Below are 14,934 nucleotides of genomic sequence, written 5' to 3'. Positions count from 1 at the left end.
TTTTTTCCGGCCCGGCACCACGGCGATCACGCCGGTAGGACGTCACGGTGATCACGCGGGCCCGGGGCGCGGCGACGCGGTGATCACACGGCGGCCGTGCCGGCCGTGTGCCCCGGCCGGCGGAGGCGGCGCTTCCGGCGGCCCATCGGCCCATCGGCCCGCGCGGCGCCGGACGGGCGGGAACGCCGGACGCCCCGGCCAGGCGGCGTCAGGCGGACGACATCAGGTGAACAGGGCCCTGCCCCAGTAGTCGCCGGCGTCGCGGACCCCGCCGGGGCAGGCGAACAGACCGCTGGAGACGTGCTTGATGTACTCGTTGAGCAGGTCCTTTCCCGCCAGGGCCCGCTGGACGGGCACGAACTGGCGGTGCGGGTCGCGCTGGTAGGCCATGAAGAACAGCCCCGCGTCCAGGCGGCCCAGGCCGTCGGACCCGTCGACGTAGTTGTAACCCCGGCGCAGCAGACGGGCACCCCCGTTGTTGCTGGGGTGGGCGAGCCGGACGTGGGCGTCGACCTTGATGACGGGCTCGCCCGCGGAGTCCTTGGCCGCGAAGTCGATCGGGTCGAACTCCTTCTTCGCGCCCAGCGGCGCGCCCTCGCCCTTGTTCCGGCCGAAGATCTCCTCCTGCTCGGCCAGCGGGGCCCGGTCCCAGGTCTCGACCGTCATCCGGATCTTCCGGGTGACCAGGTAACTGCCGCCGCTCATCCAGCCGGGACCGTCGCCACCCACCCAGAGCTGGTCCCTGAGCAGCGCGGCGTCCTCAAGTTTGAGGTTGTTGGTGCCGTCCTTGAACCCCATCAGGTTGCGGGGCGTCGCCTGGGCACGCGAGGTGGAGGAGGTACGGCCGAAGCCGAGCTGGGACCAGCGCACCGAGACCCGTCCGAAGCCGATCCTGGCCAGGTTGCGGATGGCGTGCACGGCGACCTGCGGATCGTGCGCGCACGCCTGGACGCAGATGTCGCCGCCGGAGATCTCCGGCAGCAGGGCGTCCCCGGGGAACTTCGGCAGGTCGGCCAGGGCCGCCGGTTTCCGGCTCGCCAGGCCGAACCGGCCGTCGAACAGCGAGCCGCCGAAACCGACCGTCAGCGTCAGCCCGGAGGCGGGCAGCCCGAGCGCCTCCCCGGTGTCGTCCGGCGGGGCCTCGCGGACCCCTCCGACGGCGCCGAAGGTGCCCGCGTCCCTGCCCTGGGTCATCCGGGCGGCGGCGGCGGTCCACTCCTGCAGCAGCTCGGCCAGCTCCGCCTTCTTGTCGGTGATGACGTCGAAGGCGACGAAGTGCAGCCGGTCCTGGGCGGGGGTGACGATGCCCGCCTGATGCTCACCGTAGAAGGGCACGGCGTCGGAGGCCGAGGTGAGGTGGGCCGAGGTGGACGCGGTGTCCTCCCCTCCGGCCCGCAGCGCCACCACACCGGCGCCGGCCGCCGCCGCCCCCGCCGCCCCCGCCGCGCCCAGCCCGAACAACTTCCTGCGGCTGATTCGCCCACTCATGCGCTCTCCTCCGTACGGCTCGCCTGGTCCGAATGCTCCGCCGTCTACTTGGCCACAACCGCGGCGATCTTGCTGATCGGCTCGGCCAGGGCGTTGATGGAGTCCGACAGCTTCTTTAGGTCGTCCTTGGAAAGCTCGGTGTGGAGCTTCCAGCCGTCGCCTGCCCGGTGGGAGCCCAGCTCGGCCTCGGTGGCGGCGAACCTCTCGTCCAGCGTCTTGACCAGCTCGGGGGCACGCTCCTCCAGAACGGGCCTGAGCGCCTGGACCGCGGCCTTGGAACCCTGCAGGTTGGCGTCGAAGTCCCACAGGTCGGTGTGGGAGTAGCGGTCCTCCTCACCGGTGATCTTCCCGGAGGCGACCTCGTCGAGCAGGCCCTTGGCCCCGTTGGCCAGCAGGATCGGGGAGAGCTCCGCGGCGTTGGCCTTCTCCACGATCGTCTTGACGTCGGCCATCAGCCTGTCGGCGATCGGGCCGTCCTTGCTGACGTTCTTGGTCACCCAGAGGTCCTTCTCCAGCTTGTGGAAGCCGGTCCACTCCTCCCCCTCGGCCACGTCGTTCTCCCGGGCGTCGATCGCCGGGTCCAGGTCGCCGAAGATCTCCGCCACCGGCTCGATCCGCTCCCAGTAGGTCCGTGAGACCGGGTAGAGGGCCTTGGCCTTGGCCAGGTCGCCCGCCTTGACGGCGTCCACGAACTCCTGGGTCTTGACCAGCAGGGTGTCGCTCTGGGACTTGATGTAGCGCTTGTAGCCCTTGGTCGCCGCGGCCAGCTTGGCGTCGCCGCTGAGCGGCTTGTGCTCGCCGGTCACCTTCAGCGGGCCGCGGATGCCCCGGCCGGTCATACCCGGCTTGCAGACGGTCTCGTAGGCGCCGGCCGGCAGCTCCACGATCACCTCGCGGGTCAGGCCGGGCACGATGTTCTCCACCTCGCCCATGACCCGGTCACCGGCGGCGTAGACGTAGAACTCCGTCACCTTGCCGCCGCCGTTGGTGATGGTGAAGGTGGAGGTGCCGGCGGCGACCTCGGTGGTCGCGACCTTGCACTCGGTGTCACTGGCGGCCACCGCGATCGGGCCGCCGGCGGCGGGCGAGGTGGCCCCCTGACTCGCGGCGGGGGCGCCGCCGTCCGAGCAGGCGGTCAGTCCCGCGAGGGCGAGGAATCCTACGGCGATGGCAACGGAAGTACGCATGATGTCCTGTTTCAAGCCGCGGGGCGCGGGTCGGTGGCGGGGAGGGAGGGGGAGGTGCTGGGACGTCTGCGCTGGGGGCGCAGGAAGAGGAAGAGGGTGGGAACCGCGTAGCCGATCCAGGCGACGGTCTCCAGCACGCTCGGCTGCGGGGTGATGTTGAACATCCCGGACAGCAGCGTGCCGTACCAGGAGTCGGCCGGCATGACGGAGCTGATGTCGAAGGCGTAGTCGGTCAGGCCCGGCAGGATGCCGGCCTCCTGCAGGTCGTGCACGCCGTACTTGAAGATGCCCGCGGCGATCAGGATCAGCAGCAGGCCGGTCCAGGTGAAGAATTTGGTCAGGTTGATGCGGAGCGCGCTGCGGTAGAGCGCCCAGCCGAGCGCGATCGAGGTGAGCACCCCCAGGCTGATGCCGATCAACGGGCTGGCCGTGGTGGTCGCGCCCTGGACGGAGGCGAAGAACAGCAGGGCGGTCTCCAGCCCCTCGCGCGCCACGGCCAGGAAGGCCATGACGACCACGGCCACCGCGCCCATCTCCACGGCGTCGGTCAGCCTGGCCCGCAGCTCACCCGAGAGGGAGCGGGCCGCCCGGCGCATCCAGAAGATCATCCAGGTGACGAAGACGGTCGCCAGCAGTGAGGTGATCGCGTCGAACAGTTCCTGCTGCCCGTGGCCGAGGTGCGCGGCGGTGAAGGTGAGCAGGGCGCCGAACCCGATCGACAGCACCACCGCGGCGCCGACGCCCATCCACACCTGAGGCAGCCGGTCCCCGCGATCGCTCTTGACGAGGAAGGCGACGAGAACGGAGACGACGAGGGCCGCTTCGAGTCCCTCTCGCAATCCGATGAGGTAGCTGGCGAACACCGCGACTCCCGGGAAGACTGCAAAGGCTTACCTAATTTAGGACAGGGCAACCTTACTCTCCACCCGAGGATGCTCTATCAGAGCCTCCAGGTCGAGTCACCGGCATGGTGATGTTCCCTACGGCGTTCCGACGGCGGGGGGGGAGGGCGGCCCGGGATCGTCCCGTCCCGGCACAGACCCCGGCCCGTCGCCCCGGCGGGGCGGGGCGGGGCGGGGAGAGCACAGCCCGCGGGATGACGGGGCCGGACGACCGCGACGGGGGCCGTGTCCGGTCGGCACCGGACACGGCCCCCGTCGTCGACCTCGCCGATCCCGCACCCACCAGGACCGGCGGCGTCATATCCACCGGAGAAAAATATTGAAAATGTCCCAAATATCGGAGATATCGGGAATTTGCATTCTTAGCGGTGGTCGCAGTGACCCCGCCCCCCGCAGTGGCGCGCGTGCCTGGGGACGAACACATTGCAGTGGCGGTGATAACCCCACCACCCGCAGAACCTCCACCGGCACCCGTCGTTCCCCACGCAGGAAAGGAACGAGGAGAGATCACCGGACGACGGGCGCGAACCGGCGAATTCCATCCGCCCGGCGACGGCGTTCACCGGCGCCGGACTCGACGACACCATCAGGATGCCGGTCACCACCGCGGCGGACAAGGCTCCGACGCGCTTGCTGAAGATCGGGCTTGACGCCCCTCTACCCTTGCGAGGAAGCATGTGTTTCCCATGTCTTTTATAATTCCGAATTACTTCGGATCCGTCTTACCGCCACGGAAGTGACAGCAGCCAGGAGATACCCAGAAGTGATGATATAAAGCGGCGAAATGGTTGAGGGAAGGGCAAACAAACAGCACTGCACGGGGAAAACAGCGCTTATCATCGTTTCCGCCTCACGCTCCTTCCGACCGTACGAGCGGACCGGAAAACGGCCCCGAACCGCCGGCGCGGAGCACCGTCCGCATCCCGGGACGGGGCCGGGACGGGGCCGGGTCCGGGACGGGAGTCCCACGGGACCACGGCAATCATCCGATTCCCTGACGCTGCGTACACGTTCGTGATCTGATGACTCTCCCCGACATCTGGAGACCACTGTGTCCTCTGCCCGGCACATGTCACGCTCCACCTCAAGACCCGCGTCCGGAGCACGGGCGCGGCGCGGCCGACGCGGGTCCAGACCCGGCGGCGGACGGCGCGCCCGCCGCGTCGAGGCGCCCCCTCCCGCCGGGGCACCCCGCCCCGCCGCCTCCCGCACCGCCCGTCCGCACCGGCCGGCCCCGCGCCCGGCCCCCTGGATGGCGTGTCCATGTCCTCGAATGTGAACCGCCTCTACCAGGCGGTCCTGCGCGACGGAACCGCGCCGATCTCGCCCCGGCTCTGCCGCACCTTCGGAGACTGGCTGACCGGCAGGGGGCTTCCCCCGCCCGAGGCCGGCAGGGCTTCGCAGGAGTTCGAGAAGGACGGCGTGCGGGTCCGCATGGAGCACGGCGGCGAGTGCGGCCGGTACCTCCTGGAGGAACCCCTCGAAGGAGGACTGCTGCGCACCCGGATCACCTACGCCGAGCGGGTTCCCGGGCTGGCCGGGTGGGTGGTCGTCACGGTCGAGGAGGACGGCGAGACCGGCGCGGGGCACGCCCCGGGGTTCGTCCAGTCCTACCTGCGCACCGCGCGCGTCACCGACGGGGCGGTGCACCTGACGGACGCAGCCGACGAGGTGGACGAGGACGGCGTGCGCCGGCTGCTCCCGGTGCTGTCCGAGCGCAACCGCCGCGTCCCCCTGGTCGTCGTGGCGGTGGACCCGCAGGACCCGCAGGCGGCCAGGACGAGGGCCGACTATCTGGCCGGGGTGGTCGCCGGAGCCGGCGTGGTCGTCCGCTTCGCCGACCTGCACGCCCAGAACCGCTTCAACGAGGCGGTGGGCTCCGATCTCGGCGTGTTCGGCGGGGGGGTTCGCACCTATGTGACCCCGTTCACCCCGGGCGCCGAGAGCCACCCCTACCGGCACCGCCCGATGGGAGGGCCGATGATCCGCAAGCAGGGCAGGCAGGCGCTCGACCTGGCCGCGGGCGGCGTCATCGGCGAGACCGCCAGGCGAGCCCTCCCCGAGGACGTCCAGCGCACCTACCGTGTCGTCTCCAGGGTCCTGGTGGGCAAGGCCAGGCCCGGTGACATCGCCAAGGCCGTGGCCCCGAGGACGTCCGCGGCCGACTCCGGCGGAGAGGGGCTGCGCCGCTGGATGATGGCGATGACCCCGCGCCCCGATCCCGTGCCCGACGCCCCTCTCCCGGGAGATGTCGCGGAGCCCGCGGAGCCCGTCGTCTCCCCGGAGCCGGAGCCCGCCGCCGTCGAGCGCCCCCTCCTCGACGCCGAGGCGCTCGCCGGAACGGTCGCAGACATGGTGATCAAGGAGCTGCGAGGGGAGCTGGACGCGGCGCTCGACCTCGCGGCCTCGTCGGGGGGAAACGGCTCGGAGAACGGGAAGATCCTGCGCCAGATGCGCACCCTCGGCGCGCACGTCGACGGGTTGCGCGATCTCATCGTGGTACGGCAGAGCGGGGACCGGCTGCTGGCCGAGGCGGAGGACGAGAGCGACCGGCTGGCAGGTGAGATCGACCGGCTCCGCACCGAACACGAGATCCTCCAGCAGGAGTACACCGAGGCCGTCGGAAGCTCCCGCAAGCTCGAAGAACGGGTCCGCTGGCTGGAGGCACGGCTGGCCGAGGCCGGTCAGCCCGCCTTCGGGCTCTCCTCCGGCACCCCCTCCTTCGAGCCGACCAGCCTGATGGACGCCCTGAACATGGCGCGGGAGACGCTCCCGCACGTGGAGATCGGCGACACCGACACCGAGGCGGCGAAACTCGACCTCACCTACCCCACCCTGGCGCGGGCCTGGGCCTCCAAGACCTGGGACGCCCTGCGAGCCCTCGACGCGTTCGCGCGCGCCAGATCGTCGGGGGGCTTCTCCGGCGGGTTCTTCGACTGGTGCAGGAGCGCCGGACGGCTCACGATCCCGGCGGGCATGGTCGCCATGAGCGAGTCCCGGACCGTCAACACCAACGGCAAGTACAGCACGAGGCGGACCTTCGCCGTCCCGGCGGAGGTGCACCCCTCGGGCAAGGTGATGATGGAGGCGCACATCAAGATCCGCAAGGGGGGTTGCCCGGCCCCCCGGATCCACTTCCACGACGACTCGGGCGGCGGGACCGGCAAGATCTGGGTCGGCCACGTGGGCGACCACCTCCCCAACACCCACACCAACTGATTCACCCCGTTCGCGGCCTTTCTTCCCATCTGAACCTCATTTCCGTATTTCCAGCCTCGCGTCGCCCTCGGCCACCACAGCGAAACGCCGGGCGGCCGTCCTGCCGCGACTCACCGTGGAGTCGACGAGACCTACCGCCACGACATCGAGCACATCCGCAACCCGCGGGAGGGTCGAGTTCGATCTCCTCGATGAGTTGCAACGCCGTTTCGGTACGCGTCTTGAGCTCGACTGCGGTCTCCGAGTTTTCCAACACCGACTCCCCTCCATGGCCGGAAATCCACTGACGGACCATCCGCCTCCACTCCTCGGGGCGCCGGCCAAGGAAAAGGAGCAGGTGAATTCATTCACCCGCTCAACCTCAAGGGCGCACTCGTTTCACATACACCCCAGTCGATTTGTGGACAACGGTATTTGGCGATACGGAAATAAAGGCGGTTGTGGCCGGATGGATCGAGTGCTCTACTCAGGGAATGGAGCTCATTGAGAGTCGAATACTGAACTGCCTGCCGTCGCGGGACACCGAACAGGACTGGCTTGCCGTCCACGCGGCGGGATCCGGGCTGGTCTCGCCCCCTCAAGCTCTGCCGCAGGCCGTAGACCTGCGGGAACAGTGGTGGGATGTGGGAGATCAGGGAGCGACCGGCTCGTGTGTCGGATGGGCGACGGCCGATGCGCTACTGCGCTGGCATTACGTGAAAAGCGGGACGCTGGATGAGAGCAGCCGGCCTTCGGTTCGTTTTCACTGGATGGCCGCGAAGGAGACGGACAACTTCACTGCCCGGCCGACAACGTTCATTGAGGAGGACGGAACCAGCCTGAAGTCCGCACTCGATGTGGCACGGAAGTTCGGAAGTGTCCGAGAGGAGACGCTCCCCTTTCTCTCGGGAGCTCTGTATCACGGTGACTCGGCAGGTTTTTACTCCATGGCCGCGAGCCTTCGGATTTCGGCCTACTTTAATCTTGGCCGGAATCTTGACGGCTGGCGGCGCTGGCTGGCCGGTCAAGGACCCATCCTCGCCCGCCTCGACGTGGACGCCACCTGGGACCAGGCCACCGCCACCAAGGGCGTCCTGAACCGCTACCAAGCCGGCACGGCCCGCGGAGGGCACGCGGTGGCCCTCGTCGGGTACAACAAGAGCCACTTCATCGTCCGCAACAGTTGGGGAACCCGATGGGGCGATGCCGGGTACGCCTACGCCACGCCCGAGTACGCGAGTGCCGCGTTCACCGAGGTCTACGGCATCGCTCTCTAGAAGCGTAGAAGACCGCGTCGGGTTTGAACGTCAGTTCCCCCCTCCGGGGGCCTGGGTGCTGGACATCACGGCCACCGACAGGTGCGGATAGGCCGGCCCGACTCCGGGCCCAGCGAGCCCCGCCACGAGGGCGAGGCGGGAGCGGAGACAATCCCTGGCCCGGCTGCGCTCCCTGGACGGGACGGTCGACGTACGGGACCGCGTGTTCGCCACGCACCATTTCGCCTTCTCACCCGAGGTGCGCCGGCGTGTCGTCCCCGCGCCTCCCATGGACCGGCCTACCGCCCGAGGTTGGCGAGTAGCGAGCTCAGCTCGCGTACCTCGGGGTGGTCTGGGCCGAACGCGGCGAGCATGTCCGGCAGCAGGCCGGTCAGGACGCGTTCGGCGTCGTCGATGTCACCCCGCGCGATGTGCACCTCGCCGATCTGCCGCCGCAACTCCATGGTGAGCACCGCGGTCGCCCCCAGCGCGCGTGTCATGTCCCCGCGCAGGACCGCCATCAGGTCGAGCGCCCGATCGTGGTGACCGAGGGCGGCGTGGCAGAGGGCCTCGTTGAAGCGGCAGCCGAGCACCGTCTCATGGTCGGGTGAGAGCAGCTCCGCCAGCTCGGGGATGACCCGCTCCAGCTCAGGCGCGGCACGCCGGTAGTCGTGGGCCGCGAAGCGGGTGTTGGCCAGGTGCATCCGCAGCGCGAAGACCAGCGGATGGCCTTCACCGAGGGTCTCCACCGCCGGATCGAGCACATCTTGAATGATCTCGATCGCCTGGCTGAACCGGCCGCGCTCGGCCAGGTCCTCGGCACGTTCCTTGGCCTCGACGACGTCGCTCGTGGAGACCGGACCGGGTGTCCGGCGCCCCTGCGGAGGGATCCGGGAACCGGCGAGCGCGGTCTCCGCGATGCGGGCGGCCACGGTCGCGTACATCCGCAGCGGGTCGGGGGACGGCGCGGCCACGGTGACATCGGGGATGGGCGGCAACCGCTCGACGGAGGGCAGGAGCCGCTCGTACACCTGGGCGGCGTCCACGGGGCGGTCGCCCGGATTCTTGGCGAGCAGCTCCAGGACCAGCCTCTCCATCTCCTCGGGAACGTCGTCCCGGAGAGAGCGGAGAGGCGGAGGCGATTCGGTGTGGTGGCGGCCCATCTCGGCGGCGGGGAACTCCGACTGGAAGACGCGGGTGCCGGTCAGCAGCTCATGCAGGACGCAACCCACGGCGTAGAGATCGCTGCGCGGGCTCGCCTTGCCCCAGACGCCCATCTCCGGCGCCATGTAGAACGGCGTGCCAAGCCCCTCGTCCGCCTTGGTGATCTTCGAGAGGTCCGGTGTCCCGAGGATCGCCGCGATGCCGAAGTCGAGCACCTTCACGGTCCCGTCCGCGCAGACCATGAGGTTGCGAGGTTTGATGTCGCGGTGGATCAGCGACTCGGCGTGCGCGACCGTGAGAACGGCGCAGATCTGGGCGGTCAGGGCCGCCGCCCAGGACAGCGGGAGCGGACCGTACGAGTCGACGAGGTCATCGACCGTCCAGCCCTCGACATACTCCATGACGAGGAACAGGTCCCCCGCGTAGGTGCCCATGTCGTGGACGACGGGCACCCCCGGATGCCGGAGACGGGCGGTGACGCGCGCCTCACGCCTGAACCGTTTGATCGCGGCCTCGCGGCGCTCCTCGGTGTCGAAGGCCGCCCAGCGGATGAACTTGACCGCGACGTGCCGGTCCAGGGTCTGGTCGAACGCCTTCCAGACCTGCCCCATCCCGCCACTGCCGCGCTCCTCGACGAGCTCGTAGCGTCCGTCGACAACCGTGCCACGTTCCACCGGGGCTCCGTCCATGTTGGAAGACGCCCACAGTTCTATCGGTTACCTGACAAATGATCCAGATCGCATGATCGTGTCAGGCAGGGTTCCGGCCTTACTCCGCCCTGAAGGACGGAGTCTGCGGCCCGCAACGAGTTCGATCAGCCGAGCGTTCCCTCACGGATCATCTTGTAGACCTGCCTGCGGCCGAGGTCGGTGATCCGGCTGCGGAACAGCGACTCGTCGAAGAAGCGCTGCACCAGGCCGGTGTTCCCGGTGTGCCGGTCGACCACCACCTTCTCCAGGTGGTCGGCGAAGACCTCGCCGAAGTTGGCCTCGTCGTTGACCAGCACGGCGGCAATGAGCGAGTCGTTGCGGGCGGCCTCCTTGAGCTGCTGCTCCACCCAGACCTGGTCGGCCTCCGACAGGCCCAGGCCGTACTTGTCGTTCACCGCGGCGATCAGGGCGTGCAGCGACGTCATCTCGGGCTCCGCCGCGGCGGAGCCGGCACCGGACGGAGCGGGGAGCGTCACCTCACCGCCGACGGTGGGGCGCAGGCTGATGTCGTGCTCACCGGTCTTGCTGATCTTCAGGTGGGTGAGGTCGATCTCACCGACGTCCACGGCCGGGTCCTCGCGGCGCGGCAGCCGGTTCAGCAGGAACCTGCCGAACAGGTACAGCCGTTCCAGCTCGTCGTCGGTGTAGGGCACGACCTGCGACAGAAACCCGTACAACCGTACGTATCCCCGCAGATCGCCCCGGAACTGCTCGGCGGAGTCGTCGTCGTTCGCCCGGTCCTCCCGCTGCCGCTCGATGAAACGCGCGACGGCCGGCTCGGTGAAGCGGTAGAGCGCCGCGTGCGCCCTCTCCCACTCCCGCTGCGTCGCCGAGGCCCGCTCGGCCTGGAGATACGCCTCGGCGAGGGCCTGCAGCTCCGACGCCAGCAGCAGGGCGTGTCCCTGTACGGCCGCCGCCCGCGTGTAGAGCAGGTTGGGATCGATCTCCTCGACGGCCGTACCCTCGAAGTAGGGCTGGAAGTCCGCCTGGATGTCCTCGGCCGCGTTGGCGAAGTCCAGGACGAAGACGTCCCCCTGCGACTTGAGCCGGTGCGTACGGTTCAACCGTGACAGCGTCTGCACCGCCGCCACACCCGCCAGCTTCTTGTCCACGTACATCGTGGTCAGCAACGGCTGGTCGAACCCGGTCTGATACTTGTCGGCGACCACCAGGATCCGGTACTCCGCCTTCTCGGCGGCGTTGGGCGAGGTGTCGTCGGCCCGGCAGTAGGCGAACCGCTCCGGCAGCTCCCTCTCCCCGAAGCCGTTCAGCCTGGCCTCGGTGTACTCCGTCTCGACCCCGTGCTCGTCCTTGAGCCTCAGAGTCTGGGAGAAGGCGATCAGCGTGCCGCAGCCGGGATAGTCGTTGACGGCCACGTAGTCCCGGATCGCCTGGCCCAGCCGGAGGGCGTGCTCACGTGAGGGGGTGACCACCATCGCCTTGGACCGCCCGCCCAGCTGCGGCGCGGTGTGCCGGCGGAAGTGCTCGACGATGATCTGTGCCCGCTGCTGCATGCTCGTCGGGTGCAGCTCGGCGAACCGGGCCAGCAGCGCCTGACCTTTGCGTTTGTCCACCTCGCGGTCGTCCGGCTCGGTGCTCATCAGCCGCCAGAGCGTCTTGTAGGTGACGTAGTTCTTGAGCACGTCGAGGATGAAGCCCTCCTCGATCGCCTGCCGCATCGAGTAGATGTGGAACGCGCGGGGCTTGCCGTCCTCGCCGGGGGTGCCGAACAGGGTGAGCGTCTTGTTCTTCGGGGTGGCGGTGAACGCGAAGTAGGAGAGGCTGTCGTGCCTGCCCCGGGCCAGCGCGCTCGCCGTCAGCAGGTTGCCGTCCTCGTCGACGTCGTCGCTGCCGAGCTTGCGCAGCACCCGCTTGAGGGCCGCGGCGCCCTCTCCCGACTGCGACGAGTGCGCCTCGTCCACGATCACCGCGAACCGCTTGCCACGCAACCCCTCGACCTGCTGGAGGATGTGCGGGAACTTCTGCAGCGTGGTGATGACGACCTTGGCCGTCTCCCCCTGTAGCGTCTCGGCGAGCTGGGCCGAGTCCTGGTCTATCCGTTTGACCACGCCCGGCGTGTGCTCGAACTGGTAGATCGTCTCCTGCAACTGCCGGTCGAGGACCAGCCGATCGGTGATCACGATGACCTTGTCGAACACCGGCTGATTCGGCCCGTAGCCCTTGGCCAGCGCCGTCTCGTCGAGCTCCGCCAGAGCGGCGGAGGTGTGCAGGTTCGACAGCGCGTGCGCCAGCCAGGCGATCGTGTTCGACTTGCCCGACCCCGCCGAGTGCTCCACCAGGTAGTTGTGACCGGACCCGTGCCGCCGCGCGTGGGCGGTCAACCTCCGCACGGCGTCCCACTGGTGGTAACGCGGGAAGATCAGCGGCAGCCGGTGGGCCCTGCCCGGGGACGGCCTGCGCCCCTTGCCCTTCTTCACGTCCTCGTCGTCGACGTGCAGGAACCGCCTGAGCAGGTCCAGCCAGGTGTGCGACTCCCAGATCCGCTCCCACAGGTACGAGGTCCGGTAGGTGCCGCCCGGCGGGATCTCCGGGTTACCCGCGCCGCCCTTGTTTCCCGGCCCCCCGGTGCCCATGTTGAACGGCAGGAAGCGGGTCCTCTTCCCGGCCAGCCTCGTGGTGACGAACACCAGGTCCTGGTCCACGGCGAAATGCACGAGTGCCCGCCGGGCGAACAGCGGCTCCTTGGGGTCACGGTCCTCGCGGTACTGCCGCTTGGCGTCCTCGACGGTCTGCCCGGTGAGGATGTTCTTCAGCTCGGCCGTGGCGACCGGGATGCCGTTGACGAACAGCGCCAGGTCAAGGGTGTCGGTGACCGTCGCCGAGTAGCGGAACTGGCGGACGACGCTGAGAATGTTCTTGCCGTACGGCTCCAGCGCGTCGGCGGCGATCGTGTGGGCGGGCCGGAAGTAGGCGAGCCTGAAGGTGATCCCCCGATCCTTCACCCCGTGCCGGAGCACCTCAAGGGCCCCCTCGGCGTCGATCGCCTTTCCCACCTGAACGGCGAGACGCCGGGCGGCCCCCGCCTCGTCCCCGGCCTGCGCGACGACCAGCCGGCCCCACTCCTTCGGCTGGGTCGCCTGCACGAAGCGCAGCAACTCCGTCGGATTCAGCCCCAGAGCGTGGTCGTAGAGCCCGTTTGAGCCCTTCCCCCAGCCCCTTTCGAGAAGAGCCGACTCGATGGCGTCCTCGAAGACCTTCTCATGATGCACAGGGGCCAATGTCACGTTCCTTCACTGAGGTACGAAGTCTTTCATTCAAGCAGAGACCACCGACATTGAAGCGCTCCCCACGGCTAAAGCCGGGGGATTCCAGCCAGCTCGGGCTCCGCCGTGGCGTGGCCCGGTGCTGCTGTTGCTTGACGGTTCGCCTTCCGGCCCACGCGGGTGCGTGGTTTGCGCGCCCCAACCCGCGTGGCCGGTCTGGCCGCCGCGTGTTCCGCTCTTCCGGCGGTGAGGATGTTCTTGGCAGCGTTCACGTCGGCATGCTCGGTGTGCCCACAGGAGGCGCAACGGAAGAGGGCTTGGCTCTCGCGGCTCTTCTCATCCACCTTCCCGCAGCTTGGCACCGAGCACCTCTGAGACGTGTACGCCGGGTTGACGGTGATCACAGCGCTGCCCGTGTACCGGGCCTTGCCACGGGTGGCGGTCTCGATCCGATACCAGCCCTTGTCCAAGATGGCCTTGTTCAGCCCGGACTTGGCAGCGGCCCCGTTGGGCAGATAGCCGCCCGGCCGGCCGGGGTCGGGCTTCGGCGCGACCGACGCGGTCATGTTCTTCGTTTTCAGCGCCTCGAACACGATCAGGTCGAACCGGGTCGCGAGGGTGTTGGCGGTCTTGGCCGCGAAGTCCTCCCGGCGGCGGCGGACCCTCCCGGCCAGGTCGGCGACGCGCCCGGCCGCCACCTTGCGCCGCGCCGAACCCTTCTCTGCCCCGGCCAGCCGTCGTTGGAGCTTCACGGCGTGCCCGACCTCCCGGCCGGTGGCGAACACCCGGTGATGGAAGATCCCGTCGGAACGGGTGACGACCTTGGCCACGCCCCGGTCGATCCCCACGCCCGTGCCGGGGGTGGCGTGCCTCTCGGGAGTGGTCACACCGTCTTCGACCAGGAAGGAGACGAACCAGTGCCTCCCGTCGCGGCTGAGCGTGGCCGACCGGATGACCCCACCGAGCGGGCGGGTGATCCGGAACCGGACCCAGCCGAGCTTCGGCAGTTTCGCCCGCGCCCACCGCCGGTTGAGCCGCTCCACGGTGATCTTTCCCCCTTCGGGGAAACGGAAGCTCGGCGGGTTCTTGACCTTCGACTTCCAGCGCACCTTCCACGTGCCGTGGGCACGGCACGCCCGATCCAGATCCATCAGGGTCTGCTGGAGGCAGTGACCGGGAACCTCGGAAAGCCACGGGAAGCCGGCCTTGGCGTCGGCGAGTTGCCGGGCCTGCTCCACGTAGTCGATCCACGCGCCGCGCTGCCGGTAGGCGCGGCGCTGCCCCAGGCCGGTGTTCCACACCGACCAGCACGCCCCGCCGATCCGCTCCGCGAAGTCGGCTTGCTCGGGGGTGAAGGCGAGGCGGTAACGGCGTCCGGTGAGCATCAGTGCCGCCTACACGTTCTTCTGGTTCTCGACATACCGCTCGACCACGTCCAAAGGTGCTTCACCGACCGTGGCGACGAAGTAGGAGTTCGTCCACAGCGTGGGCAGCCGGGACCTCAGCGACGGGAACTCCTGGCGCAGCACACGGGAGGTACGGCCCTTGACGGCCTTGACCAGCTTGTGGACCCCGTACCGGGGGTCCACCTCGACCAGGAGGTGAACCTGGTCGGGCATGACCTCCAGTTCCACCGGCCACGCCCCCTTCTCTGAGATCACCTCACGGATCAGCTCTTTGAGTCGCTCTTCGATCCGCCCGTCCAGAACGCGACGCCGGTACTTGGGGCACCACACGATGTAAAACGCGCACCGGAAGACGGTATCGCTGTTGGTACGGAGCGTCACCGACACACTGATCAGTAT

The 14,934-nt window shown here is 69.0% G+C and carries 9 protein-coding genes; 2 read left to right on the top strand and 7 right to left on the bottom strand.

The window, feature by feature from the left end; all coding sequences use genetic code 11:
• Positions 1-222: 222 nt before the first annotated feature.
• Genes efeB through efeU form a run of 3 tightly spaced genes read right to left on the bottom strand, consistent with a single transcriptional unit; the run spans position 223 to position 3,538 of the window.
• Positions 223-1,488 carry an iron uptake transporter deferrochelatase/peroxidase subunit gene (gene efeB, locus ABZ194_RS15720; RefSeq protein ID WP_355596610.1) on the bottom strand — a complete coding sequence of 422 codons (1,266 nt, stop codon included), beginning with the start codon at positions 1,486-1,488 and terminating at the stop codon, positions 223-225.
• Between the two features lie 44 nt (positions 1,489-1,532).
• Positions 1,533-2,675, bottom strand: a complete 1,143-nt coding sequence (gene efeO / locus ABZ194_RS15715; RefSeq protein WP_355596607.1) for an iron uptake system protein EfeO — start codon at positions 2,673-2,675, stop codon at positions 1,533-1,535.
• 11 nt (positions 2,676-2,686) lie between these two features.
• Complete coding sequence (gene efeU / locus ABZ194_RS15710) at positions 2,687-3,538, bottom strand: iron uptake transporter permease EfeU (RefSeq protein ID WP_355596605.1); 852 nt, start codon at positions 3,536-3,538, stop codon at positions 2,687-2,689.
• 1,302 nt (positions 3,539-4,840) lie between these two features.
• Here efeU and ABZ194_RS15705 point away from each other — a divergent pair.
• Complete coding sequence (locus tag ABZ194_RS15705; protein WP_355596603.1) at positions 4,841-6,796, top strand: hypothetical protein; 1,956 nt, start codon at positions 4,841-4,843, stop codon at positions 6,794-6,796.
• Between the two features lie 473 nt (positions 6,797-7,269).
• Positions 7,270-8,052 carry a C1 family peptidase gene (locus tag ABZ194_RS15700; RefSeq protein ID WP_355596601.1) on the top strand — a complete coding sequence of 261 codons (783 nt, stop codon included), beginning with the start codon at positions 7,270-7,272 and terminating at the stop codon, positions 8,050-8,052.
• Positions 8,053-8,330: 278 nt separating this feature from the next.
• Here ABZ194_RS15700 and ABZ194_RS15695 read toward each other — a convergent pair whose 3' ends face one another.
• From ABZ194_RS15695 to tnpA, 4 genes are all read right to left on the bottom strand, one after another.
• Positions 8,331-9,869, bottom strand: coding sequence for a serine/threonine-protein kinase (locus ABZ194_RS15695; RefSeq protein ID WP_355596599.1), 1,539 nt, complete (start codon positions 9,867-9,869; stop codon positions 8,331-8,333).
• A gap of 140 nt (positions 9,870-10,009) precedes the next feature.
• Complete coding sequence (locus tag ABZ194_RS15690; protein WP_355596596.1) at positions 10,010-13,135, bottom strand: DEAD/DEAH box helicase family protein; 3,126 nt, start codon at positions 13,133-13,135, stop codon at positions 10,010-10,012.
• A gap of 83 nt (positions 13,136-13,218) precedes the next feature.
• Complete coding sequence (locus ABZ194_RS15685) at positions 13,219-14,514, bottom strand: transposase (RefSeq protein WP_355596594.1); 1,296 nt, start codon at positions 14,512-14,514, stop codon at positions 13,219-13,221.
• A 9-nt stretch (positions 14,515-14,523) separates the two neighbouring features.
• Positions 14,524-14,922: an IS200/IS605 family transposase gene (gene tnpA, locus ABZ194_RS15680; protein WP_355596592.1), complete on the bottom strand. Its 399-nt coding sequence runs from the start codon at positions 14,920-14,922 to the stop codon at positions 14,524-14,526.
• Positions 14,923-14,934: the final 12 nt, after the last annotated feature.

The sequence above is a fragment of the Streptosporangium sp. NPDC006007 genome, assembly GCF_040614315.1.
Classification (GTDB): domain Bacteria; phylum Actinomycetota; class Actinomycetes; order Streptosporangiales; family Streptosporangiaceae; genus Streptosporangium.
Note: the sequence above shows the minus strand (reverse complement) of the source record. Positions and strands in the feature narration are given on the sequence as shown.